Source organism: Candidatus Regiella endosymbiont of Tuberolachnus salignus (genome assembly GCF_964020115.1).
GTDB classification, from domain to species: domain Bacteria; phylum Pseudomonadota; class Gammaproteobacteria; order Enterobacterales; family Enterobacteriaceae; genus Regiella; species Regiella insecticola.
In genome coordinates this window covers 1,505,989-1,530,725 of record NZ_OZ026542.1, presented here as the reverse complement: position 1 = coordinate 1,530,725, position 24,737 = coordinate 1,505,989, and the positions used below count along the sequence as shown (strand labels likewise).

Genomic DNA, 24,737 nt, shown 5'->3' with positions numbered 1-24,737 from the left:
ACCCGCAGCCAACAACACGGCGGCTTCAAAGGCGAAGGGTATACAGGCTTGAAATATCTTATATTACCCTCACATAGGGATAATATGAAATATACTGTATTAGCCTTGTGAAAGTTATTTAACATTATTCCAGAGGTTCTGATGATCGTGAGCAAATTTGGTATCGGCCAACAAGTTCGTCATAAGCTGCTTGATTACCTGGGGGTAGTCATTGACATAGATCCTGAATATTCGCTCCAACAACCACAACCAGACGATTTGGCCAATAATGACGATTTGCGCTTTTCTCCTTGGTATCATGTGGTGATGGAAGATGATGACGGGCAACCCATCCATACTTATTTAGCTGAGATACAGCTGGCTTATGAAGCGTCAGAAATTCATCCAGAACAGCCTTCACTAGATGAATTGGCCGCTTCCATTCGTAATCAGTTACAAGCGCCGCGTCTGCGTAACTGAATTTTTTATTGATATTAAAAAAATTATACGCTTTGTTGGGCTAGCCAGTCTTTTGGCTTTAGAAAATTATTATACAGCTCCGCTTCCGGGCTCCCTGCTTCTGGTTGATAGTTGCATTCCCATCGTACTCGCGGGGGAAGTGACATTAAAATTGATTCACTACGCCCTCCTGTTTGGAGCCCAAAAAGTGTACCGCGATCCCAAACTAAATTGAATTCCACATAACGACCCCGACGATACAGTTGGAACTCTCGTTCTTTTTTTCCCCAAGTCATATTCCGGCGTTTCTCAACGATCGGCAGATAAGCGGTGAGAAATCCTTCGCCGACCGCTTTTATGAAATTGAAACAAGTATTGAAGTCAGGAGTATTGAGATCATCAAAAAACAACCCCCCGATCCCGCGCGCTTCATTACGGTGTTTGATATAAAAATAGTCATCACACCATTTTTTGTATTGGCTGTATTTTTCTTCACCAAAAGGTTTACAGAGTGCCTGAGCGGTTTTATGCCAGTGAATAGCATCTTCTTTAAAACCATAAAAGGGTGTCAGATCAAAGCCGCCTCCAAACCACCAGACGGGCTCTTCACCTGGTTTTTCAGCAACAAAAAAACGAACATTAGCATGACTGGTTGGCAGATAAGGATTTAACGGATGGATAACCACCGAAATGCCCATGGCTTGAAAAGCCCGACCCGCTAGCTCGGGACGGCGTGAGCTAGCAGAGTGCGGTAGTGCGTTTCCACACACATCAGAAAAATTCACACCGGCTTGTTCGAATAATCTACCCTTGGTCATGAGCCTGCTGCGGCAGTCACTTTTGCCTTCCATCGTCCAGCATTGTTCTGTAAATTTCTCTTTCTCATCCAGTTGTGTCAGTGCGTTACAGATTTTATCTTGTAGATGGGTAAGGAAAATTTTGACTTGTTTTTTTTCTTGATCAGATAGGTTCATAAACTTTAATTGATTGGATTGAGAATTCTTTTGGCTTCTGAGTATACCGCCATTTCTTATTTTTAGTCGCTCTAAAGAAGATTTTGAACAATTTTTTAGCGCGTTATTATGAATACTCCAAAGGTTAAAAAATATTTTGATTAAAAAAAAGTGGCCATTTAGAAGTGAGTTCATTTAACATTGGTTGCAAATATTTCTTTAATCCTCTCTTTTAAGGTAAAAAAATGGCTGGACACCTCTTTACATCAGAATCCGTTTCAGAAGGGCATCCCGATAAAATTGCTGACCAGATTTCCGATGCGGTACTGGATGCAATTTTAAAGCAAGATCGCACTGCGCGTGTTGCGTGCGAGACTTATGTTAAAACCGGTATGGTGATAGTAGGCGGTGAAATTACTACCAGTGCTTGGGTAGATGTTGAAGATATAACACGTAATACCGTGCGTGAAATTGGTTATATCAATTCTGATATGGGTTTTGATGCTAACTCTTGTGCGGTATTAAGTGCGATTGGCAAACAGTCGCCGGATATTAATCAAGGCGTTGATCGTGAAAAGCCTGAAGATCAGGGCGCGGGTGATCAGGGATTAATGTTCGGTTATGCCACTAATGAAACCGATCAATTGATGCCGGCTCCCATTGTTTACGCACATAGTTTAATGCAACGTCAGGCTGCAATGCGTAAAAATGGCACGTTACCCTGGTTGCGCCCCGATGCTAAAAGTCAGGTTACCTTTCAATATAAAGATAACGCTATCGTTGGCATTGATACGGTAGTGCTATCAACGCAGCACAGTGAAGATATCAGCTTAGATGCGTTAAAAGATGCGGTAATGGATGAAATCATCAAACCTACTTTACCTGCCAAATGGCTCAATAAAGACACGAAATATTTTATTAATCCGACAGGGCGTTTTATCATCGGTGGCCCGATGGGCGATTGTGGGTTAACCGGCCGTAAAATTATCGTCGATACCTATGGTGGGATGGCGCGTCATGGCGGTGGGGCTTTTTCGGGTAAAGATCCGTCTAAAGTCGATCGTTCTGCTGCTTATGCTGCGCGCTATGTAGCAAAAAACATTGTCGCGGCGCAGTTGGCTGATCGCTGTGAAATTCAAATTTCCTACGCTATTGGTGTCGCTGAACCGACCTCCATTATGGTGGAGACTTTCGGTACAGGAAAAATTAGCGACGATAAATTGATCAAGTTAGTACGTGAATTTTTTGATTTACGCCCGCATGGTTTAATTCAGATGCTAGATTTGTTACAACCGATTTATCGTCAGACAGCAGCCTACGGTCATTTTGGTCGTGATTCTTTTCCTTGGGAAAAAACCGATAAAGCGGCACTCCTCAGAGCAGAAGCAGGGCTTGTCGACGTCAGTCACCAATAAAAGAAAAAATCACTTATTTTTTAATGATGCCGACCTACTGTATGGTCGGTTTTTTATAGCTTTTTAAGCTGTTGACTGCCAGCCACCTTAATCATTCTGTGCTTTGTATAGCCAAATCAGTTTAATTTGATTTAAGTGTTGTCGTCGCTTGCCGTACTACTTGTACTGTCTGCGCTCCTTCGCCTTGAATCAAATTAAGCTGATTCGGCTATATTCACAAAGATAATTATCAAAAAAAAACAATTACTATCAGATGCTGAACTAAGCATATTTATTTTTCAAAAGCAATGGTATTAAATACTCTGTAATTTCTAATGGAGAATACACAATGAATTTTATAGCGTCTGACTACCATGATACAGCTCCCGAGCGTTTAAAGCATAGCCGTAATATTACATTTGATACTGAGCTGAATCAGATTTTAGTGGCGGTAGCGAGTATGGATGAGCAATCTGCTGATGACTGTGATGGTATTCTTTCTGTGTTTAATGAGCAAGAGCAAAAACTCATCGAAAATACACGGAATAATATCGGTATTGCATCAATCAAAAAAATGATTATTGATATTATGTTTGCTAACCCAAAATACTCTGAATTTTATCTTAAGCAAGCACAAGAAAACGGGGTGATTAGTTCGTTATTTTGTGAAAGAGCCTGGTACGATATACATAAATCTTCTCCCAATTTTAGTAATGTTAGCAGGGAGCATCTCTGTGTTTTTGCTGCCGGCTTCATGTTAGAGCAAGCTCGGGCTCAAATTAAAAAGAAATATTTTCGGTTACAAAATAAGGCATTGCCTCTTGAGCATTATCATGAGCAATGTGAGCGCTTATTATCTGATACCCTACGCTTGTTAGGTATGGTTAGTAGCCGATCTGTTGAAATGCAGAGTACCAAGAAAATTATAGCTATGCGAGAGGTTTTATCTCAGGTTTTAAGCGATAATTTTATGGTACATAATCAATCTAATACTAATAAAGAAAAAATAATTAATAATATTCTTTCGCTATATTACAAAAAATATGCGCTTCAGTATAACCTACCAACGGTATCTTTACTGCAATCCATTTCCACTGCGGTAGCGGAGTCAGTCTTTAGCGTAAAAAAATGTAATGTAAACTACATTATCGCTAAAGGTATTATAGAGCCTTATTATAAAAGTCATTTTGATCAAAAAACAATTACAGAATATTTAATAGAATACATGTTTACTTACACAAAAAAGCAAATTAAGAAAAATAAAGGGGAGCAATGTATTACGCTTTATGAAGCGCCGTTGGTTAATTTTCTATGTTCAAATAGTATCTCTGAAAACATGAAAAATATAACGCGATTGGTGAGTAAGCTAGTTTACGAAACCTTGAAAATTTTGAAAAAAAATCAAATATTAGGATCTTACGAAGAAAATATGGCTATTTGTGATACATTCTATGATATAGCCAGAAAAAGTTATGGATTAGCATTGCCTTCACTTGATGATTTGAAAAATAAAGCTAAAAAAATCATCAATAGCGTTAATCATTAATAATGATAATAACTACTAATAATTTTTTTAATTTAATAAAATAATTTCATCATGATGCTTAATCGTTTTTTATATTTAACTGAAAATAATTTACTATTCTATTTTTTAAATTTAAAAACATCACTGTCAGGTTTTAAACTCATGATGAAAATAATAGAATAAAATGTGTAACTAAAAAATTTTATTTAAGAGAATAATTTATCAAGTTTCTTCTCAAGAGAATTCCATTGCTTCTCTAACCAATCACATAATGTTCTCCATTGTATTCTAAGCCATGGTAATGTTTTTTCTGTGAAAGGCTTATTACTATCATTTATAATAAGTACATCGTTTATCGGGTCAAGAATATTTTTTATATCTTCTATTATAGGAACAGCTTTCTTCACTGTAGATTCAACAACTCCATTTAAAAATTTATTTGCAGCCTGTCTCATTTGTGTATGTGTATGTGTATGTGTATGTGTATGTGTATGTTTATTTTTGTTATGGAAAGATACTTGTTCAGTAGAACCTGTTGCTCTATAAAAAGTTTTACAAAAAGCTTTATTACAAACAGAGGCTATTCCATGTAAAAAATTAAATACTGAGTTTGGGCTTGATGACGCTGTAATATGTGGCATCGTGGGTTTCCTTTTTTAAATAACAATTCAATTTAATACAATAATCATGTTTAGATAACTTTTGCTAGAGAGATAAATGTTGTTTTGTTGACTTCGATTGACATTAAATAACAAAACTCCACGCGATGCTTACAAAAACCGCTTATGGTGGAAAATAGAGACAGCCGTTTGAAATAGTGAATAGTCACATTTATTACGTTGCTTAGCGGTATGATTTTCTATAGTCTGCGGGCTTTTCTTTTCCTGGATTATTTTGAGAGATGCTTCGCAAAACCTTGTTATTTTTTATTTTCTCATCATCTTTTTTTTCAGTAGTCAGTCACAGTCAAAAGATCAATAATTTTTCTCAAGCTAAAATTGTTGCAGCTAAAATCCACCGCGATGTGCCTGGCAGTTTTTATTGTGGCTGCCCTATTCGTTGGCAGGGAAAAAAAGGGGTGCCTGATCTCGCTGCTTGTGGTTATCAGGTGCGTAAAAATAGCCAGCGTGCCGAACGAATTGAGTGGGAACATGTAGTGCCTGCCTGGCAGTTTGGGCATCAACATCAATGTTGGCAACAAGGGGGGCGTAAAAACTGTACCACTGATCCGGTATATCGTCAGATGGAAAACGATTTGCATAATCTGCAACCGGCGATTGGCGAAGTGAATGGTGATCGAAGTAATTTTATGTTTAGTCAATGGAATGGAGGGGAGAATCAATATGGTCGTTGTGCAATGAAAATCGATTTTAAAAATAAAAAGGCAGATCCCCCGCCACGTGCTCGGGGTGCCATTGCACGCACTTATTTTTATATGCGTGATCACTATCATTTGCAGTTGTCGAGTCAGCAAAGTAAGATATTTGCCGCTTGGGATAAACAGTATCCGGTTGATGCATGGGAATGCCTGCGAGAAGCGAGGATTGCTCAGATCCAAGGTAATCACAACCCCTACGTGCAACAGGCTTGTCAGCGCCGAAAAAATTAATCTATACCCTTCGTCTTTAAAGCTGCCGCGTTGTTGGCTGCGGGTGTTCGCCCGAATCACGTAGTCTATCTACGCTCATCGGTCGGTCGCCTTGGCCGCCTAGCGGCAACTTGAAGGACTGTGGGTATACTATCATTGGTAGAGGTGTAGCCTGGATGTATTTATCCTCTATTCCTATTCTCTCTTACTTATCCGTCATTACTTAGGTGACATGTGCGTATACCTCGTATCTATCATTCAACCCTTTTATCTGATCACAGTGAAATCGTGCTTAACGACGATGCGGTGAAACATGTCAGTCTTGTGCTACGTATGAAAAAAGGACAATTGCTGCACTTATTTGACGGTAGCAATCGACTTTTTACTGCTGAAATTATCCGGCTGGATAAAAAAAAGGTATTTGTTCGAGTGGATGCAGGCTGTGTGGAAGATCGTGAATCGCCTTTACATTTACATCTAGGGCAGGTTATTTCGCGGGGCGAAAGAATGGAATTGACTATCCAAAAATCTATTGAATTAGGTGTCAATGTGCTGACCCCCTTGTTTTCAGAACGTTGCAGTATCAAGCTATCAGAGGAACGTTTGGAGAAAAAAAATCAGCAATGGCGAAAAATAGCTATCGCGGCCTGTGAGCAATGTGGTCGCAATGTTATTCCTGAAATTCGTGCGGCTATGTCTCTGTCCGATTGGTGTCAACAACAGGATGACAGCTTGAAATTAACGCTGGATCCGCAGGCGAAAAAACAGATAAATACTTTACCGCTATCCGTAGATAAGATTCGTTTACTGATAGGCTCAGAAGGCGGTTTATCTGCTGATGAAATTGACATGACATTCAATAATGGCTTTGAGGGTATCCGCATGGGACCACGTATTTTTCGCACAGAAACGGCCGCCATTGCTGCGATTACCGTGTTACAGTTGCAGTTTGGTGATCTGGGGAGGGGAAAAAAATGATCAAGCTTGGTATCGTGATGGATCCTATTTCATCGATAAATATAAAAAAAGATAGCAGTTTTGCGATGCTGCTAGAAGCGCAACGTCGTGGCTGGGAACTGTATTACATGGAAGTCGGTGATCTTTATCTAAAAAATGGTAAAGGCAAGGCATGTATGCATCCAGTGGAAGTCACTGACGATCAGGAAAATTGGTATCAGTTTGGTAATGAGCAGGAGCTGCCATTAGATGAGCTTGACGTTATTCTGATGCGTAAAGATCCCCCCTTTGATACTGAATTTATTTATGCCACTTATATTTTAGAGCGAGCGGAAGCTGAAGGCTCTTTAGTGGTTAATAAACCGCAAAGTCTGCGCGACTGTAATGAAAAATTATTTACCGCTTGGTTTCCTGAATTAACGCCAGACACGCTGGTAACGCGCCAAAAAGAAAAAATCCGTGCATTTCATAAAGATCATGGAGATATTATTCTGAAACCGTTAGACGGTATGGGAGGAGCATCAATTTTTAGGATAAAAAAAGATGACCCGAATCTATCGGTTATTATTGAAACCTTGACGCATCACGGTCAACATTTTTGTATGGCGCAAAATTTTTTGCCGGCTATTGCAGAAGGCGATAAGCGTATATTGGTTGTGGATGGTGAACCGGTGCCTTATTGTTTAGCACGTATCCCGGCTCAGGGAGAAACCAGAGGTAATTTAGCCGCTGGTGGGCGTGCTGAAGCAAAGCCTTTGAGTGAAAGTGATTGGCAAATTGCGCGTACCGTTGCTCCGCGGTTAAAAGAAAAAGGATTGATTTTTGTTGGATTAGATATTATTGGCGATCGTCTGACTGAAATTAATGTCACCAGTCCGACCTGTATTCGCGAAATTGAGGCGGCGTTTTCGATTTCTATTACTGGTATGCTGATGAACGCCATTGAAAATATCATAGCTAAGAAACAACGCTAATGGTTAATAGCACTATTATGGCTTTTGATTTTGGTACTAAAAGTATTGGTGTCGCTATCGGTCAAACTATTACGGGTACAGCAACGGCTTTATCGGCATTGAAAGCACGGGATGGCATTCCTGATTGGTTGCAGGTAGAAAAATTACTGCGGGAATGGCAACCGGAATTAGTGGTGGTTGGATTGCCCCTGAATATGGACGGCACTGAGCAACCTTTAACAAGCAGAGCCCGTAAATTCGCCAATCGTTTGCACAGTCGTTTTAACGTAAAAATTGCACTGCATGATGAACGTCTTAGTACAGTGGCTGCGCGATCTCATTTGTTTGACCATGGGGGGTATCGGGCGCTGGATAAAGGCAGTGTTGATGCTGCTTCGGCTGCTGTTATTTTATGCAGTTGGTTTGAACAACATGCACAATAATTTAGCGCTATCGCTTGTGCTTGCTAATATTTTATCCTTACTATAGCCAAATCAGTTTAATTTGATTTAAGTGCTGTCGTCGCTTGCCGTACTATTTGTACTGTCTGCGCTCCTCCGCCTTGGATCAAATTAAACTGATTCGGCCATATCTTCGCAATAGCACAAATAAAAAAATTAAACTCCGCTACAGGTGCTCTACGCTGTGATTGACAATAGAGCGCTAAGGGAGCTGATTTAGTAATCTTATAAGTGAACGCCCTAATGCAGCAGCCATATTAACGGGAACAGCATTACCTATTTGTCTATAAATCTCTGTTGTTGTACCTATAAACTCCCAATTATCAGGAAACGTTTGTATACGAGCATATTCACGTGTTTGAAGAGGTCTAGTTTTTAATGGGTGGCATCGTTCAGTTTGTTTTTGTGCCGGTGATGTTGTTAATGTTAAACTTGGTTCGTCCATTGAGAGTCTCCTTGCCATTCCAGTTTTTCCGCCGCCTAAAAAATAGCTTCTCTGCATGTATTTTCGCTGCAGACTGTCAGGAAGATCCTTCCAATATCCACCTTGTGGAACATATTCCATAATTTCTCTTTTGCATTTAGGGTATGTTTGCCCCGGTGACTCTTGAACATCTGTGTCAAACAATTCACCTTTGCAGAAAGCGTCTTTAAGAGTCATTACTCTTTTGTACGGAGATGGCCATTGGAACGTAGTTTTATGAGTTAAATCTTTTCTAACGCCAACAAGAATTAAACGTTCACGTTTTTGGGGAGTCTTATAAAAAATGGCTTTAAGAACCTTTGGTTCTATTAATTTATATCCAAGCTCATTGATCACTTCCATAATAACTTTAAGCGTTTTTCCATTATCATGAGTGAGTAATGCCCTCACATTTTCAGCCATAAACACTCTTGGTTGAAGTTCTTTTATTGCTCTAGCCATCTCAAAAAACAATGTACCGCGAAGATCCTCAAACCCTAAACTTTTTCCTGCATATGAGAATGCTTGACAAGGAAAACCTCCCGTTAATAAATCAATTTCCTCACTAATGCTCGAAAAATTAATTTTAGCTATATCACCTTTAACAACATTCCAATTTGGACGATTATGACGCAGTGTATTACATGCATGTGTATTTATTTCATTTAAAAAAATACTCCTAAAACCAGCTTGTTCCATCCCTAATGCTAAACCTCCTGCTCCTGCAAATAGTTCGACTAAACTATATGATCTATTTGGTTTTATAGTTAACTCTTCATCCCAAGAAGAATTTATAAGGCTTTGTATTTCCGCATAATGTTGTACTTCTCGTCTATGAATAAGTCCTGTTGTCGGATGTAAGTGAATTTCTCCTTTGCTTACGCGCAATTTCAAGGTTGCTTTTGAAAGAGACAAAATATCAGCTAAGGTAGTAAGACTAAAATAATCTTGGTGTTGATTAGCATCAAACATGTTACGCCATTTCCAATATATCATTAAAAAATATTGTTATAATATACAGTTACTTTATATGTTGGTCCAGTAGATATTTTAGTTTTTTTTGCTTTGAAAAAATATTTTTAAATCATATGGATATTATGAAAATTTTTGATAGAAGTGCTGTTAAAGCAGCGATAAAAAATAGTGTAATTCGTATTTATGAAACACAAAATGACAAGCTTAATTTATATCGCAACACACTTGATTGCTTTTCTGCGTCAATAGATGCCTTAGTACAAGGTATCAGCATGGATGCATGGATGTTACAAGAACAAGTAAGACAAATTCAAAAAACTAAGCAAAATGCAATAGGTAGCATACATGAACAAATTATGGGATCTATTGAAGGAGTAGAAAACCTACCGGTAGGTCACGTAATCGATATAGTAAGCCATCGCCTTCGTCTAATTGCTGAAATCAAAAATAAACACAACACTACCAAGGGTAATCATAAAGTACAAATTTACCGCGATTTAGAAAAAAAGTTAAAGCAATTACCACAAGGTTACATTGGTTATTACGTAGAAGTTTTACCAAAAGGTAAAAAAACGTATAACGAGCCATTTACTCCTTCAGATAACCAAAATGGTACTCGCTTGCCAGTAAGAAATGATATCAGAATAATTGATGGTAAATCTTTTTATAGTCTACTAACTGGTAACGATGGAGCAATTGAAGAGTTATATATGGAATTACCCCATATAGTGGTTGAAATAATTTCTGAAGTCTTTGGCATTATTTTAAATGCCGATTTAGTCACCAATTCATCTATTTTCTGGGACAATTTTGATATTGTCTATGGAAAATATTGATTTATTATTAGTGACTTATCGACGCTTTAACAACAGATACCAACTCACCAATAAAAAAAGTAAACTCGGCAACAATGCACCTATCACGGGAGGCATTTTGTATACCAGACTAAGCGGTCCAAATATTTGATTGAGGACATAAAATAAAAAGCCAACAGAGATCCCAACAATGACACGTACTCCCATCGTTACTGTGCGTAACGGGCCGAAGATAAATGATAGTGCCACCAGCATCATCACTGCTACTGAAAGCGGTGAAAATATTTTATTCCACATAATCAGTTGGTAACGGAGCGATTCCTGCTTATTTTGTTTTAGATATTGAATGTAATCACGTAATCCACTTATTGGTAGTGAATCTGGATCCACTGACACAATACCCAGTTTGTCGGGTGTAAGGTTACTTTTCCATTCGCCGGTTAACGTTTTTGAGCCGTTAATTTTTTTGGCATCACTGAGATCGGATTCATCTACCTGAGAGAGTTGCCAAACATTATCTTTAAAGGTGGCGGTAGCAGCATAACGTACAGACAATAAGCGATTTTCCTGATCAATATGGTAGATATTCACGCCACTTAGCGTGTTGTCATTCAGTATGTGATTGATATAAACAAAATTTTCGCCATCTCTTGCCCATAAACCTGATTGGGTCGTCAGTATGGAGCCTCCGAATATCATCTTAGTACGGTAATCGGAGGCGATCCGCTCGCTGAGTGGAGCAACCCACTCGCCTATAACCATGGTCAATAATACTAATGGGATAGCGGTCTTCATCACTGCACTGGCGATTTGTGTACGGGTGAAACCTGAAGCTTGCATAACGATTAATTCACTGCGTGACGCTAGTGTGCCTAAGCCAAATAAGACACCAAGCAACGCTGCCATCGGAAAAAATATTTCAATATCTTTCGGTACACTCAGTAAAGTGTAGATGCCAGCGCCTAGAACCGAGTAACTACCTTGCCCGATTTTGCGTAGTTGCTCGATAAATTTGATAATACCGGAGAGAGAAACCAACATAAATAATGCCATCAGAATGGTATGTAGAATGTTGCGTCCGATATAACGGTCTAAGACACCAAACATCATCAATTAGCTCCCCTTAAAAAACGGCTAAAAACAACGCGCATGTTACTCATTAGGCTATCCCATTTATTGAGTACTATTGCTAAAGCGAAATAAGCGCCATTAACCATCCATAACCAAAGCAGCGGATCTAACTTACCTTGAGCGGTACTAGAACGCAGAGAGCTTTGCAGTAAAAAGAAAATGAGATATAGCAATATCGCTGGCAACATGTTTAAGGTACGACTTTGACGTGGATTCACTACGCTAAGCGGTACCGCGAGTAATGCCATAATGATCACGCTGGTAATCAGTGTTAAGCGCCAATGAAACTCCGATCGTGCGTCAGGATGGCTGGAATGCCACAAACTGCGGATAGACATCTGTTCAGAGGTATTAGTGTTTTGTGTTATCGATTGGGGATTAATGGTCACTTGATAGTTTTTAAAATCGGTGATGCGAAAATCACGTAAAAGCGCCGTCCCCTCGTAACGTGTGCCTCTATCGAGAGTAACTATTTGAGAGCCGTCGGGACGTTCGGCAATATAGCCATTTTCTGCGATCACAATAGAAGGGCGCCGAGAGCCATCTGGCCGTAACTGCGCTAAAAAGATGTGATCAAATTTTTTACCATCGACAGCGCCAACAAAAAGTACCGTCTTTCCATCCATCGAGGACTGAAATTGTCCTTCGATTAATGCAGCGAGCGTTGGATTAGCGCGGAAGTCATTCAGTATTTTTCCCTGGTATGTTACAGACCATGGCATAAACCAAAGTGTATTGATTGCGGCTAATGCCGCTGTCCCCATCGCTAAGATTAACGCCACTAGGATCAAGGAGTTTTGACTAAAACCACAGGCATGCATAACGGTGATTTCCCTTTCCGTATACATTTTTCCGTAGGTGATGAGTAGACCAAGAAATAAACTTAAAGGTAGCACCAGTTGCGCCATTTCCGGTAAACCTAACCCTAAAAAAGATAAAATTAAATGGGTTGGAATTTCACCGTTAAGGGTCTCGCTGAGTATGACAATCAGTTTTTGACTAATAAAGATCAACAGTAGAATAAATAGGATAGCCATTTGGCTTTTAAATGTTTTTTTTATTATATATTTAATTATTATCACGCTAATTATACCTGTGAAAACTTGTCTTTTGGCAGAAAAGTCGATAACTTCTTCGTTAGTCTGCCATTTGTCTTCATAATATGGCAATCTTAACGGCCAAGATAGTATTAAAGTATTTATACCCTTTGCCTTTGAAGCCGCCGTGTTGTTGGCTGCGAGCCATCGCCCTCATGGTATGTCTAAGCTCATTGGTTTTACGACCCTGGCGGCCTAGCGAAAACTTGAAGGACTGTGAGTATAGTGGTGCTATTGAAAATATAATTAAGGGGGATAATAGATGGAATTCAATGTAATAGACTCTAGCTTAGAAAAACAAAACAGCGGTTGTATTGTGGTCGGTTTTTTTGAATCTAATGGCTTATCTTCGGTCGCAAAAAAGCTTGATTCAGTGAGTATTGATTATATCGATACTTTACTAAAACACAGAGAGTTTGAAGGAAAAATAGGGCAGACGCTATTATTACATCCAGTACCCAATCTACTCCCTAGATGTATTTTATTAATTGGTTGTGGCAACGCTTCTGAGTTTGATGAACACCGTTATAAGCAAGTGATGAAAAAAGCCATTACTACACTTAAAGATAACGGTTTGAAAGAAGCGATTTGTTTACTCACTCAATTGGATATTAAAAGTCTTTCTTCTTGCCAGGAAGCAACCCATCAGAAAACACATCACTTGAATGATATCGACTGGAAAATACGTCAGGCAGTCATCTCAATCCAAGAAATGCTTTATCTCTTCGAACCGTTAAAAACGAAAAAAACTCCTCCCTGTAAACTAGATAAAATACTGTTTCAAGTAGAAAAAAACAGTGAATTAGCTAATGCTGAAGCGGCGCTCCAGCAAGGTCTAGCGATAACGGCAGGGATTAAAGCGACAAAAGATATTGCCAATCAGCCGCCCAATATCTGTAATGCGGAATATCTGCGTACACAGGCGTGCGAACTGGCTAAAAAGCACAGTGCTAACATGACCGTCAAGGTCATTGACGAAAAAGAGATGACAAAGCTCGGCATGAATGCTTATTTAGCCGTCGGGCAGGGCTCACAAAACGAATCTTTGATGTCGATCATTGAATATAAAGGCAATCATTCAGACCAAAATGCAAAACCCATTGTGCTGGTGGGTAAAGGGGTCACTTTTGATTCAGGGGGCATTTCTCTTAAACCAGGCGCAAGCATGGATGAGATGAAATATGATATGTGTGGTGCTGCGACCGTGTACGGTGTTATGTGCGCGCTAGCACAATTGGAATTACCACTTAATGTCATCGGTGTGTTGGCGGGCTGTGAGAATATGCCAAGTAGCAAAGCCTATCGCCCAGGCGACATAATAACCACCATGTCGGGTCAAACGGTAGAAGTACTCAATACGGATGCCGAAGGTCGCATGGTACTCTGTGATGCGTTAACTTATGTGGAACGTTTTGATCCAGAATTAGTGATCGATATTGCTACCTTGACCGGGGCTTGTGTTATTGCTTTAGGTAATCATATCTCGGGACTGATGGCTAACCATGATGCATTGGCTGAGGAGTTAATGACAGCCTCTGAGCAAGCCGGTGATCGCGCGTGGCGTTTACCACTGACGGATGAATACACTAAACAGCTTGATTCTAATTTTGCTGATATGGCAAATATTGGCGGGCGTACTGCTGGGGCTATCACCGCAGGCTGTTTCTTATCTCGTTTTACTACTAAATATCACTGGGCTCATTTGGATATCGCCGGTACTGCTTGGCGTTCAGGCAAAGAAAAAGGCGCCACTGGCCGCCCCGTTGCACTGTTGACACAGTTTTTACTCAATCGTATTGCTAAGCAACAAAATAGTACTAAACATTAATGGTTTGCATTGTTAGCGCCTATTCGTTAAAGCCTACTCACCGTAGATATTATGAAAAACGTGACTTTCTACCTATTCGAACAGATCGAACAAAAAAAGTTAATTGGGCGAGATCAACTGACGAAAGCCAATATACCCACAGTCCTTGAAGTTGCCGCTAGGCGGCCAGAGGGTGGGACCGATGAGCGTAGACAACTACCTGATGAGGCAAACACTCGCAGCCAACAACGCGGTGGCTTCAAAGGCGAAGGGTATAACGCTAATAATGAGTTGAACAGATATGAAGCCTTGGCTTGTGAGTTAGCGGCAAAATATTGGCGACTAGGTAAGCGGGTTTTGATTGCGTGCGAGACTCTGCAACAAGCTGAGCGGCTAGATGAAGCGTTATGGCAACGCTCCCCCGAACAATTTGTGCCGCATAATTTGGCCGGTGAAGGGCCTAAACAAGGTGCGCCCATTGAATTAGCCTGGCCAGAGCGGCGAGGCAGTTCACCGCGCCATCTGCTGATTAATTTGCTGCCCCAGATTGCCGATTTTGTCACCGTTTTTCAAGAAGTGATAGACTTTGTACCCTACGAAGAGCATTTAAAACAGTTGGCACGTGAGCGATACAAGTCTTATCGCCGTGTCGGCTTCCACTTGAGTACAGCAACGCTGCCAACCTAACTGAATAAAAAAAACATGGAAAAAAGCGATCACTCCCTCGATACGATTTATAACCCGCAAAAAATTGAGCAACCGCTCTATCAACACTGGGAGAAACAAGGTTATTTCAAAGCTAGTGATGATAAGAGCCAAGAAAGCTTCTGTATTATGATCCCGCCGCCGAATGTCACCGGCAGTTTGCATATGGGGCACGCTTTCCAGCAAACCATTATGGATATTCTTATCCGCTACCAACGTATGCAAGGTAAAAATACGTTATGGCAGGTGGGCACTGATCATGCGGGGATCGCTACACAAATGGTGGTAGAGCGTAAAATCACGGCGGAAGAAGGTAAAACCCGCCATGATTATGGTCGTGAGGCTTTCATTGATAAAATTTGGCAATGGAAAGCGGCATCCGGTGGCACCATTACTCACCAAATGCGGCGTCTGGGCAATTCGGTTGATTGGCAGCGTGAACGTTTCACGCTAGATGAGGGATTGTCAAATGCAGTGACAGAAGTGTTTATCCGTCTTTATAAAGAGGATCTTATTTACCGTGGTAAACGCTTGGTGAATTGGGATCCAAAACTGCGTACTGCAATTTCTGATCTGGAAGTCGAAAACCGTGCATGCAAGGGCGCTTTGTGGCATTTGCGTTATCCGTTAGCTGATGGTGTGCACACCATTGAGGGCAAGGATCACCTGGTGGTTGCAACCACCCGGCCTGAAACGCTATTGGGCGATACCGCGGTGGCGGTGAATCCTCAAGATCCCCGTTACTACGATCTCATCGGTAAAATGATTATTTTGCCGCTGACAGGTCGTCGCATCCCGATTATCGCGGATGAACATGCTGACATGGAAAAAGGCACCGGCTGTGTAAAAATCACGCCTGCCCATGATTTTAACGATTATGCCGTCGGTAAACGGCATCAGCTGCCGATGATTAATGTGCTGACGTTGGATGCCACTATCCGCGATCAGGCAGAAGTTTTTGATACGCATGGCGAAAGGAGTCAGCAGTATAGCGACGCGATCCCGGTGCAATTTCAAGGGCTGGAACGTTTTAGCGCCCGTAAAGCGGTGGTCGCTGAATTGCAAGAATTGGGTTTATTGGCCGAAATTAAAGCGCATGATCTCACCGTGCCTTATGGCGACCGCGGCGGAGTGGTCATTGAACCCCTGCTGACCGATCAATGGTATGTTCGTACTGCTCCGCTGGCAAAAGCGGCGATTGCCGCGGTAGAAAACGGCGAGATCCAGTTCGTTCCGAAACAATATGAAAATATGTATTATTCTTGGATGCACGATATTCAGGATTGGTGCATCTCACGTCAATTGTGGTGGGGTCATAGGATCCCAGTTTGGTATGATCCGCATGGCAAGGTTTATGTGGGGCGCGATGAAACAGCAGTACGATTGGAGTATCAACTGACGGATGATGTGCCATTACGTCAAGATGATGATGTTCTTGACACCTGGTTTTCTTCTGGATTATGGACTTTTTCTACCCTTGGCTGGCCAGAGCAAACGGCTGATCTAAAAATGTTTCACCCCACGACTGTAATGGTCAGCGGCTTTGATATTATTTTTTTCTGGATCGCCCGGATGATCATGCTAACGCTGCATTTCATTAAAGATGACAGCGGTAAAGCACAGGTGCCGTTTAAAACAGTCTATATGACCGGGTTGATCCGTGATGATGAAGGACAGAAAATGTCCAAATCTAAAGGAAATGTGCTGGATCCTTTAGATATGATTGATGGTATTTCGCTAGCCGATTTGCTGGCAAAGCGCACTGATAACATGATGCAGCCACAATTAGCGGAAAAAATACGCAAACGTACTGAAAAACAGTTTCCTCAGGGTATCGAGCCTCATGGCACCGATGCCCTCCGTTTCACGCTCGCCGCGCTGGCCTCTACTGGGCGTGATATTAATTGGGATATGAAACGCCTGGCTGGATATCGTAACTTCTGTAATAAATTATGGAACGCCAGTCGCTTTGTCTTGATGAATACCGAGGGAAAAGATTGCGGTCAACAGAGTGATCAGCTTATGCCGCTATCGCTTGCCGATCGCTGGATCCTGGCTGAATTCAATCAAACGGTGAAAAGCTACCGTAACGCAATAGATACCTATCGTTTCGATTTAGCGGCGACGATTTTATACGAATTTACCTGGGATCAATTTTGTGATTGGTATCTCGAGTTAACTAAACCGGTTATCAATAGCGGCTCAGAGAGTGAAAAACGCAGCACCCGTCATACGTTAATTAGCGTATTAGAAGCGTTATTACGCTTAGCTCACCCGATTATTCCTTATATTACCGAAACACTTTGGCAACGGGTAAAAACGTTAAAGGGTCTCGGTGGTGACAGTATTATGTTACAGCCTTTTCCCCACTTTAATGCCGATCAGGTCGATCAAACCGCGTTAAAGGATATGGCGTGGATCAAACAATTGGTCACTGCAGTGCGTAATGTTCGTGCTGAAATGAATATCGCTCCAGGAAAACCCTTATTGCTGTTATTACGCGGCGCCAGCCCCGATGTCCACCGTCGAGTGACGGAAAACCAGCCTGTTATCCAGTCACTCGGTCGTTTGAATGCGATTACTTTTTTGATAGATGAAGATAACTCACCGATTTCGGTAATAAAATTGGTAGAAGGAGCCGAAATTTTGATCCCGATGAGTGGATTTCTCGATAAAACCAGTGAGCTGGATCGCCTGGCGAAAGACATGATCAAACTTGATCTTGAGATTGAACGCATTGAAGTAAAGTTGGCTAACGAAGATTTTATCGCGCGTGCCCCCCAAGCGGTGGTGAGCAAAGAGCGTGAAAGACTCGCCGCCTGTATACAAGATAAAGAAAAATTGCTAGCACAACAGGCGATGATTGCGAGGTTGTAGTTAATAGATAAAGGGGTTGTGATGTTTCAGGATCTAATTCGGAGTGAATTAAACGAGGCGGCTAAAACCTTGGTCAATTTTTTAGCGGATGACACTACGATTGATAACATTGAAAAAGCCGCTATATTACTCGCCAATTCATTTAAAGCTGGAGGCAAAGTGTTATCTTGTGGCAACGGTGGGTCACATTGTGATGCCATGCATTTTGCCGAGGAGTTAACTGGCCGTTATCGTGAAAATCGCCCTGGTTATCCGGCGATGGCTATTGCCGATATTAGCCATTTTTCCTGTGTGAGTAACGATTTTGGTTATGAGCATGTTTTTTCGCGCTACGTTGAGGCAGTGGGGAAGGCAGGGGATGTATTATTAGCGATTTCAACCTCAGGCAATTCTAAAAATATCATTCAGGCTATTAAAGCTGCTCATGAAAAAAAGATGAAGGTGATCACCTTAACGGGTAAGGATGGTGGTCAGATGGCGAATAAGAAGCAACTCGAAGATATTGAAATTCGAGTACCTCACTCAGGCTATGCTGATCGTATTCAAGAAATTCATATCAAGATCATTCATATTTTGATCCTGCTAATTGAAAAAGAAATGGCTAGATAAAACAAATAGCGGTTAACTGAGTTAAAATATTATTTAATCATCGTTTAAATCAGACTGCTTGCAAAACTGTAGTTAGTGCCACGCATAAGCAGTCTATTTATGTGTACATCTCAATGGAACTGATAACATCGAACAAACCTTATGATTAAAATAAAAAAAGGGCTTGATTTACCCATCGCCGGAAAACCCGCTCAGATCATACAGGATGGGTCGGTTATTCATCATGTGGCGCTGCTGGCTGAAGACTATGTCGGTATGCGTCCTTCTCTACTTGTGCAACAAGGTGACTGGGTTAAAAAAGGCCAAGCATTATTCGAAGACAAGAAAAATCCGGGGGTGTTGTTTACCGCCCCTGCCAGTGGGCAAATCAGCGCGATCAATCGTGGTGAGCGTCGGGTATTACAATCGGTGGTGATCAAAATAGTGGGTGATGAACAAATTCACTTCGATCATTACGATGCTAATGATTTACAGCAACTCAGTTATCAACAAGTACAGACTCAGCTGCTTGCCTCAGGATTGTGGACGGCATTACGTACCCGGCCTTTTAGTCGCTCGCCTAAACCCAACACTCAGCCTCGTGCCATTTTTGTTACGGCAATGGATACCCAGCCGTTAGCAGCAGATCCGCAGATCATTGTGAAGCATGAAATAGAGGCTTTTCACCATGGATTAACTGTGTTAACCCGCTTAACTGAAAGCAAAGTTCATGTCTGTCATGCCGCTGGTTTCACACCGGCTCCTTGCGACAATACTGCGATCACCTACAACAGGTTTTCAGGTCCTCATCCGGCAGGCTTAGTGGGGACGCATATTCATTTTCTTGAAGCGGTTAGTTTAAATAAATCGGTGTGGCATATTGGTTATCAGGATGTGATTGCTATCGGCAAGCTTTTCACACTGGGTGAATTATATACAGATCGTATTATTGCGCTTGCTGGCCCACAGGTGAGTGATCCCATGTTGCTACGAACCCGTTTAGGCGCGAGTTTAACCGAATTCACTGCGGGTAAATTAAAGCTGGGCGACAATCGCGTGATCTCAGGCTCGGTATTGAGTGGTCGCACATCATCTGCCCCTTGTGATTATCTTGGCCGTTTTCATCAACAAGTCTCGGTATTACTTGAAGGAAGGGATAAAGAGCTTTTTGGTTGGATCATGCCTGGTCGTGACAAATTTTCGTTAACTCGCACTACCCTCGGCCATTTTTGTAAAAATAAATTATTTTCTTTTTCAACCAATATGAATGGAGGTAAGCGCGCCATGGTGCCGATTGGCAACTATGAACGGATCATGCCGCTAGATATTTTAGCCACCCATTTATTGCGTGATCTCCTCGCAGGTGATACCGATAGCGCTCAAGCTTTGGGGTGTTTGGAATTGGATGAAGAAGATTTGGCATTATGCACCTTTGTCTGTCCTGGGAAATATGAATACGCGCCATTATTACGTGCCATATTGACCCAAATTGAGTTGGAAGGATAACTGATGGGTCTGAAAAATTTTTTTGAAAAAATAGAGCCTCACTTTGAAGCGGGTGGCAAGTTAGAAAAGTATTACCCGTTGTATGAAGCGGTGGCGACTATTTTTTATACGCAAGGAAAGGTGACATCAGGTGCTTCTCATGTCCGTGATGCGATTGATCTTAAACGGATGATGATTTTGGTCTGGCTGTCGGTTTTTCCTGCAATGTTTTGGGGTATGTATAACATTGGTCAGCAGGCCATCCCCGCTTTGCATCATCTTTACACTGGGGCAGAGCTGCAACAGGTTCTCGCTGGGGATTGGCATTACCGTTTAGCACAATGGTTAGGCGCATCATTGGCGGCAGATGCTGACTGGATCAGCAAAATGATCTTGGGTGCGGCTTATTTTGTGCCAATTTATGCTGTGGTGTTTATCGTCGGTGGATGTTGGGAAGTGCTTTTTTCGGTGATCCGTAAGCATGAAATCAACGAAGGTTTCTTTGTCACCTCGGTGCTTTTTGCGCTGATCCTGCCGCCCAATTTACCGCTGTGGCAAGCGGCGCTCGGTATTTCGTTTGGCGTGGTGATCGGCAAAGAAATTTTTGGTGGCACCGGGCGTAATTTTGTTAACCCGGCATTAGCCGGCCGCGCTTTCTTATTTTTTGCTTATCCTGCGCAAATCTCAGGTGATTTGGTGTGGAATGCCGCTGATGGTTTTTCCGGTGCGACGCCGCTTTCGCAATGGAGTATGAATGGAGGTCAAAATTTAATCAATACAGTGAGCGGACAACCCATTAGTTGGCTGGATGCTTTTTTAGGCAATATTCCAGGCTCTGTTGGTGAAGTCTCGACGCTAATGATCTTAATCGGCGGTGCGATCATTATTTTTGCGCGGATAGCCTCTTGGCGGATTGTTGCCGGGGTGATGCTGGGAATGATGGCGACCGCTTATCTGTTTAACGTCATAGGCTCGAATACCAATCCGCTGTTTGCTATGTCTTGGTATTGGCATTTAGTGCTCGGTGGTTTTGCTTTCGGCATGATTTTTATGGCCACTGATCCGGTATCCGCTGCCTTTACTAACAAAGGAAAATGGTGGTATGGCGGTTTGATTGGTGTCATGTGTGTGCTCATTAGGGTTATTAATCCCGCTTATCCTGAGGGAATGATGTTGGCGATCTTATTTGCCAATCTGTTTGCACCTCTGTTCGACTATGTGGTCGTCCAGGCTAACATCAAACGGAGATCCGCCCGTGGCAAATGATAAAGCAAAAAATAATAACAGTATGGGTAAAACCTTAACCGTCGTGGTTTTGCTGTGTTTGATCTGTTCAGTGGTGGTGGCGGGTGCTGCCGTGGGTCTCAAGGCGAGACAACAGGAACAACGCTTACTGGACAAACAACGCAATATTTTGGATGTGGTGGGTTTATTAACGCCGAAAATGGAAGCCACGGCAGTGAAAAACGCCTTTACTGCCCGTATCATTCCCCGCTTATTAGATTTAGCCAGTGGGGATTTCGTTAACGGTGATCCGACAAAATTTGATCGCGCCAGCGCCTTACGCGATGATCAAAAAAGTATCGCGCTAACTCCAGAGCAAGATATTGTCGGCATTAAGCGTCGAGCCAATGTTGTCGAGATCTATTTAGTCCGTAATGAACAAGGCCAAATCAGCAATATCGTCTTGCCAGTATACGGCTCTGGTTTATGGTCGATGATGTATGCTTTTGTTGCGCTCGATGCTGAAGGGCAAACTGTCAAGGGCATTAGCTATTATGAGCAAGGAGAAACACCTGGGCTCGGTGGTGAAGTAGAAAATCCAGCCTGGCGTCGTTTATGGGTGGGTAAAAAATTATTTGATGCACAAGGGCAACCGGCGATCCGTGTTGTCAAGGGCAATGCCAGTGCGGACGATCCCTCGGCGATTGACGGTTTATCCGGTGCGACCATCACTTCAAAAGGCGTGCAAAACACCTTTGTATTTTGGTTAGGTGAAAATGGCTTTGGCCCATTCTTAAAAAAAGTGCGTGCAGGAGTGTTAGAAAATGGCTGATAACAAAGAGATCAAACGTGTTCTGTTAGGCCCATTATTAGATAACAACCCTATTGCGTTGCAAATTTTGGGCGTCTGCTCGGCGTTAGCGGTGACGACAAAATTAGAAACCGCGCTAGTGATGACGCTGGCGGTAACCTTGGTGACCGCATTTTCTAGCTTTTTTATCTCCTTAATTCGTCACCACATTCCTAACAGTGTTCGGATCATTGTGCAAATGGTGATTATTGCCTCGCTGGTGATTGTTGTCGATCAGATCCTGCGTGCTTATGCCTATGAAATCTCAAAACAACTGTCGGTTTTTGTTGGTTTGATCATCACTAACTGCATCGTGATGGGGCGTGCGGAAGCTTATGCAATGAAATCGCCGCCGATTGAAAGCTTTATGGACGGCATCGGCAATGGGTTAGGTTATGGGCTGGTATTAGTGGCGGTGGGTTTTGTCCGTGAATTGATAGGCTCAGGTAAACTTTTTGGCATCACCTTATTGGAGAGCATTCAAAATGGTGGTTGGTACCAGCCCAATGGACTGTTCTTACTAGCGCCCAGCGCATTTTTTATCATTGGTTTGCTTATTTGGGGTTTGCGAAGCTTAAAACCTGAACAAGTTGAAAAGGAGTAATGGATGATGGAACATTACATTAGCTTGTTTGTGCGCGCGGTGTTTGTTGAAAATATGGCGCTGGCTTTTTTTCTCGGTATGTGTACTTTTTTAGCGGTATCAAAAAAAGTCTCAACCGCCTTTGGTTTAGGCATTGCGGTAACCTTCGTGCTGGGGATTTCTGTACCGGCTAACAATCTTGTTTATAACTTAGTACTGCGCGATGGCGCCTTAATGGAAGGTATTGATTTAAGTTTTCTCAATTTCATCACCTTTATTGGCGTGATAGCAGCGTTAGTGCAGATCCTTGAGATGATCTTAGATCGCTATTTCCCCTCGCTTTACAACGCATTGGGTATTTTTTTACCGCTGATCACCGTAAATTGCGCTATTTTTGGCGGCGTTTCCTTTATGGCACAACGTGATTATAACTTCCCTGAATCCGTGGTTTATGGTTTTGGCTCAGGTATCGGTTGGATGTTGGCTATTGTTGCTTTGGCTGGGATCCGCGAAAAAATGAAATATGCTGATGTGCCTGCGGGTTTACAAGGTTTAGGTATCACTTTTATCACTACTGGATTGATGGCGTTAGGTTTTATGTCTTTTTCTGGTGTGAATCTGTAAGGAAAGGAAAAATTAATGGAAATCATCCTTGGCGTCCTGATGTTCACCCTGATCGTATTGGCACTAACCGCTATGATTTTATTTGCTAAATCGAAATTGGTGAATACCGGTGAGATCCGTGTAGAAATAAACGGCGATGTCGATAAAAGTTTCACTGCTCCTGCCGGTGATAAATTGCTCAATATCCTGGCCGGTAGTGGCATTTTTGTTTCCTCTGCTTGCGGTGGCGGCGGATCATGTGGCCAGTGTCGTGTGACGATCAAAGAAGGTGGCGGTGATATTCTTGCCACTGAACTTTCTCATATTTCAAAACGCGAAGCGAAACAAGGTTGTCGTTTGGCCTGTCAAGTCAGTGTGAAACGAGATTTGAAGATCGACCTGCCAGAAGAGGTTTTTGGCATTAAAAAGTGGGATTGCGACGTGATCTCCAATGATAATAAAGCCACTTTTATTAAAGAGCTGAAACTCAAAATACCTGATGGTGAAGTGGTACCATTTCGAGCCGGAGGGTTTATTCAAATTGAAGCGCCGCCCCACCAGGTTAACTATGCTGATTTCTCTGTACCCGAAGAATACCGTAATGACTGGGATAAATTTAACTTATTCCGTTTTCAATCGACAGTGACGGAGCCCACCGTGCGTGCCTATTCGATGGCGAATTATCCCGAAGAGCATGGCATCATTATGTTGAATGTACGTATTGCCACGCCGCCGCCGAATAAATCGGAGGCGCCACCGGGTATCATGTCTTCTTATATCTGGTCTTTGCAACCGGGTGATAAAGTGACTATCTCTGGCCCATTTGGTGAATTTTTTGCTAAAGATACGCAGGCTGAAATGGTATTTATTGGTGGCGGCGCTGGCATGGCACCCATGCGTTCGCATATTTTTGATCAACTTAATCGCATCCATTCAAAGCGAAAAATAAGCTTTTGGTATGGTGCCCGCTCGCGGCGGGAAATGTTTTATGAACAAGATTTTGATCAACTGCAAGCAGGAAACGATAATTTTACTTGGCATGTTGCCTTATCCGATCCCTTGCCGGAAGACAATTGGAGCGGATACACAGGATTTATCCATAATGTGTTATTAGAAAATTATTTGAAAGATCACCCCGCGCCTGAAGACTGTGAATTCTATATGTGTGGTCCTCCGATGATGAATGCCGCGGTGATCAGCATGCTGAAAAATTTGGGTGTTGAGGATGAGAATATTATGCTGGATGATTTTGGTGGCTAATAAAA

General features: G+C 42.0%; 23 protein-coding genes. 18 read left to right on the top strand and 5 right to left on the bottom strand.

What is annotated here, in order from left to right; genetic code table 11:
* Nucleotides 1-141: 141 nt before the first annotated feature.
* Nucleotides 142-459: a heat shock protein HspQ gene (hspQ, locus tag AACL30_RS07945; protein ID WP_006706070.1), complete on the top strand. Its 318-nt coding sequence runs from the start codon at nucleotides 142-144 to the stop codon at nucleotides 457-459.
* A 23-nt stretch (nucleotides 460-482) separates the two neighbouring features.
* Here hspQ and hemF read toward each other — a convergent pair whose 3' ends face one another.
* A complete protein-coding gene (gene hemF, locus AACL30_RS07940; RefSeq protein WP_339058280.1) occupies nucleotides 483-1,412 on the bottom strand; it encodes an oxygen-dependent coproporphyrinogen oxidase in 930 nt (309 codons plus the stop codon).
* 224 nt (nucleotides 1,413-1,636) lie between these two features.
* Here hemF and metK point away from each other — a divergent pair, with 224 nt between their 5' ends.
* Entirely contained in the window at nucleotides 1,637-2,806 is a 1,170-nt protein-coding gene (gene metK / locus AACL30_RS07935) for a methionine adenosyltransferase (RefSeq protein ID WP_339058279.1), read from the top strand.
* 328 nt (nucleotides 2,807-3,134) lie between these two features.
* Nucleotides 3,135-4,331 carry a hypothetical protein gene (locus AACL30_RS07930; RefSeq protein ID WP_339058278.1) on the top strand — a complete coding sequence of 399 codons (1,197 nt, stop codon included), beginning with the start codon at nucleotides 3,135-3,137 and terminating at the stop codon, nucleotides 4,329-4,331.
* Nucleotides 4,332-4,516: 185 nt separating this feature from the next.
* Here the strand turns inward: AACL30_RS07930 and AACL30_RS07925 are convergent, their stop codons facing one another.
* Entirely contained in the window at nucleotides 4,517-4,951 is a 435-nt protein-coding gene (locus tag AACL30_RS07925; RefSeq protein ID WP_339058277.1) for a hypothetical protein, read from the bottom strand.
* Between the two features lie 260 nt (nucleotides 4,952-5,211).
* On the opposite strand from AACL30_RS07925, the gene endA reads away from it, so the two are divergent.
* The 4 genes from endA (at nucleotide 5,212) to ruvX (ending at nucleotide 8,251) form a co-directional block, all read left to right on the top strand.
* Nucleotides 5,212-5,919: a deoxyribonuclease I gene (gene endA / locus AACL30_RS07920; RefSeq protein ID WP_339058276.1), complete on the top strand. Its 708-nt coding sequence runs from the start codon at nucleotides 5,212-5,214 to the stop codon at nucleotides 5,917-5,919.
* Between the two features lie 213 nt (nucleotides 5,920-6,132).
* A complete protein-coding gene (rsmE, locus tag AACL30_RS07915) occupies nucleotides 6,133-6,876 on the top strand; it encodes a 16S rRNA (uracil(1498)-N(3))-methyltransferase (protein WP_339058275.1) in 744 nt (247 codons plus the stop codon).
* Nucleotides 6,873-7,829, top strand: a complete 957-nt coding sequence (gshB, locus tag AACL30_RS07910; RefSeq protein ID WP_339058274.1) for a glutathione synthase — start codon at nucleotides 6,873-6,875, stop codon at nucleotides 7,827-7,829. Before rsmE ends, gshB begins: the two co-directional genes overlap by 4 nt.
* The gene (gene ruvX / locus AACL30_RS07905) at nucleotides 7,829-8,251 is read left to right on the top strand and encodes a Holliday junction resolvase RuvX (RefSeq protein WP_339058273.1); all 423 of its coding nucleotides are present in this window, start codon (nucleotides 7,829-7,831) and stop codon (nucleotides 8,249-8,251) included. The genes gshB and ruvX overlap by 1 nt, the downstream gene beginning before the upstream one ends.
* Nucleotides 8,252-8,471: 220 nt before the next feature.
* Here the strand turns inward: ruvX and AACL30_RS07900 are convergent, their stop codons facing one another.
* On the bottom strand, nucleotides 8,472-9,704 hold the full coding sequence (locus tag AACL30_RS07900; protein ID WP_339058272.1) for a DNA (cytosine-5-)-methyltransferase: 1,233 nt from the start codon (nucleotides 9,702-9,704) through the stop codon (nucleotides 8,472-8,474).
* A gap of 125 nt (nucleotides 9,705-9,829) precedes the next feature.
* Between AACL30_RS07900 and AACL30_RS07895 the strand changes: the two genes are divergently transcribed.
* Nucleotides 9,830-10,543 carry an Eco47II family restriction endonuclease gene (locus AACL30_RS07895; protein ID WP_339058271.1) on the top strand — a complete coding sequence of 238 codons (714 nt, stop codon included), beginning with the start codon at nucleotides 9,830-9,832 and terminating at the stop codon, nucleotides 10,541-10,543.
* Between the two features lie 15 nt (nucleotides 10,544-10,558).
* Here the strand turns inward: AACL30_RS07895 and lptG are convergent, their stop codons facing one another.
* Together lptG and lptF are read right to left on the bottom strand one after the other, a co-directional pair.
* Nucleotides 10,559-11,629: an LPS export ABC transporter permease LptG gene (gene lptG / locus AACL30_RS07890; protein WP_339058425.1), complete on the bottom strand. Its 1,071-nt coding sequence runs from the start codon at nucleotides 11,627-11,629 to the stop codon at nucleotides 10,559-10,561.
* Between the two features lie 2 nt (nucleotides 11,630-11,631).
* Entirely contained in the window at nucleotides 11,632-12,735 is a 1,104-nt protein-coding gene (gene lptF / locus AACL30_RS07885) for an LPS export ABC transporter permease LptF (RefSeq protein WP_339058270.1), read from the bottom strand.
* Between the two features lie 277 nt (nucleotides 12,736-13,012).
* Here lptF and AACL30_RS07880 point away from each other — a divergent pair, with 277 nt between their 5' ends.
* The 10 genes from AACL30_RS07880 to nqrF all read left to right on the top strand — a co-directional run bounded on the left by AACL30_RS07880 (nucleotide 13,013) and on the right by nqrF (nucleotide 24,732).
* Complete coding sequence (locus tag AACL30_RS07880; protein WP_339058269.1) at nucleotides 13,013-14,578, top strand: leucyl aminopeptidase; 1,566 nt, start codon at nucleotides 13,013-13,015, stop codon at nucleotides 14,576-14,578.
* A 270-nt stretch (nucleotides 14,579-14,848) separates the two neighbouring features.
* On the top strand, nucleotides 14,849-15,244 hold the full coding sequence (locus tag AACL30_RS07875; protein WP_339058424.1) for a DNA polymerase III subunit chi: 396 nt from the start codon (nucleotides 14,849-14,851) through the stop codon (nucleotides 15,242-15,244).
* 15 nt (nucleotides 15,245-15,259) lie between these two features.
* On the top strand, nucleotides 15,260-18,139 hold the full coding sequence (locus AACL30_RS07870; protein ID WP_339058268.1) for a valine--tRNA ligase: 2,880 nt from the start codon (nucleotides 15,260-15,262) through the stop codon (nucleotides 18,137-18,139).
* Between the two features lie 21 nt (nucleotides 18,140-18,160).
* Nucleotides 18,161-18,748 (top strand): D-sedoheptulose 7-phosphate isomerase, encoded by a 588-nt coding sequence (gene lpcA / locus AACL30_RS07865; protein ID WP_339058267.1) that lies wholly within the window; start codon nucleotides 18,161-18,163, stop codon nucleotides 18,746-18,748.
* Nucleotides 18,749-18,889: 141 nt separating this feature from the next.
* On the top strand, nucleotides 18,890-20,233 hold the full coding sequence (locus AACL30_RS07860) for a Na(+)-translocating NADH-quinone reductase subunit A (protein WP_339058266.1): 1,344 nt from the start codon (nucleotides 18,890-18,892) through the stop codon (nucleotides 20,231-20,233).
* A gap of 3 nt (nucleotides 20,234-20,236) precedes the next feature.
* A complete protein-coding gene (locus tag AACL30_RS07855; protein WP_339058265.1) occupies nucleotides 20,237-21,478 on the top strand; it encodes an NADH:ubiquinone reductase (Na(+)-transporting) subunit B in 1,242 nt (413 codons plus the stop codon).
* Complete coding sequence (locus AACL30_RS07850) at nucleotides 21,468-22,268, top strand: Na(+)-translocating NADH-quinone reductase subunit C (protein WP_176487889.1); 801 nt, start codon at nucleotides 21,468-21,470, stop codon at nucleotides 22,266-22,268. The genes AACL30_RS07855 and AACL30_RS07850 overlap by 11 nt, the downstream gene beginning before the upstream one ends.
* Nucleotides 22,261-22,890, top strand: a complete 630-nt coding sequence (locus AACL30_RS07845) for an NADH:ubiquinone reductase (Na(+)-transporting) subunit D (protein ID WP_176487888.1) — start codon at nucleotides 22,261-22,263, stop codon at nucleotides 22,888-22,890. Before AACL30_RS07850 ends, AACL30_RS07845 begins: the two co-directional genes overlap by 8 nt.
* A 6-nt stretch (nucleotides 22,891-22,896) precedes the next feature.
* Nucleotides 22,897-23,493 (top strand): NADH:ubiquinone reductase (Na(+)-transporting) subunit E, encoded by a 597-nt coding sequence (nqrE, locus tag AACL30_RS07840; RefSeq protein WP_339058423.1) that lies wholly within the window; start codon nucleotides 22,897-22,899, stop codon nucleotides 23,491-23,493.
* 15 nt (nucleotides 23,494-23,508) lie between these two features.
* Nucleotides 23,509-24,732 (top strand): NADH:ubiquinone reductase (Na(+)-transporting) subunit F, encoded by a 1,224-nt coding sequence (nqrF, locus tag AACL30_RS07835; RefSeq protein WP_339058264.1) that lies wholly within the window; start codon nucleotides 23,509-23,511, stop codon nucleotides 24,730-24,732.
* The last annotated feature ends 5 nt before the right edge of the window (nucleotides 24,733-24,737 follow it).

What these genes read in the sequence shown, in the direction of transcription:
- AACL30_RS07895 (WP_339058271.1), top strand. Translation starts at nt 9,830, where the DNA reads ATGAAAATTTTTGATAGAAGTGCTGTTAAAGCAGCGATAAAAAATAGT.
- ruvX (WP_339058273.1), top strand. Translation starts at nt 7,829, where the DNA reads ATGGTTAATAGCACTATTATGGCTTTTGATTTTGGTACTAAAAGTATT.
- hspQ (WP_006706070.1), top strand. Translation starts at nt 142, where the DNA reads ATGATCGTGAGCAAATTTGGTATCGGCCAACAAGTTCGTCATAAGCTG.
- AACL30_RS07860 (WP_339058266.1), top strand. Translation starts at nt 18,890, where the DNA reads ATGATTAAAATAAAAAAAGGGCTTGATTTACCCATCGCCGGAAAACCC.
- AACL30_RS07930 (WP_339058278.1), top strand. Translation starts at nt 3,135, where the DNA reads ATGAATTTTATAGCGTCTGACTACCATGATACAGCTCCCGAGCGTTTA.
- AACL30_RS07845 (WP_176487888.1), top strand. Translation starts at nt 22,261, where the DNA reads ATGGCTGATAACAAAGAGATCAAACGTGTTCTGTTAGGCCCATTATTA.
- AACL30_RS07855 (WP_339058265.1), top strand. Translation starts at nt 20,237, where the DNA reads ATGGGTCTGAAAAATTTTTTTGAAAAAATAGAGCCTCACTTTGAAGCG.
- metK (WP_339058279.1), top strand. Translation starts at nt 1,637, where the DNA reads ATGGCTGGACACCTCTTTACATCAGAATCCGTTTCAGAAGGGCATCCC.
- hemF (WP_339058280.1), bottom strand. Translation starts at nt 1,412, where the DNA reads ATGAACCTATCTGATCAAGAAAAAAAACAAGTCAAAATTTTCCTTACC.
- endA (WP_339058276.1), top strand. Translation starts at nt 5,212, where the DNA reads ATGCTTCGCAAAACCTTGTTATTTTTTATTTTCTCATCATCTTTTTTT.
- AACL30_RS07925 (WP_339058277.1), bottom strand. Translation starts at nt 4,951, where the DNA reads ATGCCACATATTACAGCGTCATCAAGCCCAAACTCAGTATTTAATTTT.
- AACL30_RS07900 (WP_339058272.1), bottom strand. Translation starts at nt 9,704, where the DNA reads ATGTTTGATGCTAATCAACACCAAGATTATTTTAGTCTTACTACCTTA.
- nqrE (WP_339058423.1), top strand. Translation starts at nt 22,897, where the DNA reads ATGGAACATTACATTAGCTTGTTTGTGCGCGCGGTGTTTGTTGAAAAT.
- AACL30_RS07870 (WP_339058268.1), top strand. Translation starts at nt 15,260, where the DNA reads ATGGAAAAAAGCGATCACTCCCTCGATACGATTTATAACCCGCAAAAA.
- lptG (WP_339058425.1), bottom strand. Translation starts at nt 11,629, where the DNA reads ATGTTTGGTGTCTTAGACCGTTATATCGGACGCAACATTCTACATACC.
- nqrF (WP_339058264.1), top strand. Translation starts at nt 23,509, where the DNA reads ATGGAAATCATCCTTGGCGTCCTGATGTTCACCCTGATCGTATTGGCA.
- lpcA (WP_339058267.1), top strand. Translation starts at nt 18,161, where the DNA reads ATGTTTCAGGATCTAATTCGGAGTGAATTAAACGAGGCGGCTAAAACC.
- AACL30_RS07880 (WP_339058269.1), top strand. Translation starts at nt 13,013, where the DNA reads ATGGAATTCAATGTAATAGACTCTAGCTTAGAAAAACAAAACAGCGGT.
- gshB (WP_339058274.1), top strand. Translation starts at nt 6,873, where the DNA reads ATGATCAAGCTTGGTATCGTGATGGATCCTATTTCATCGATAAATATA.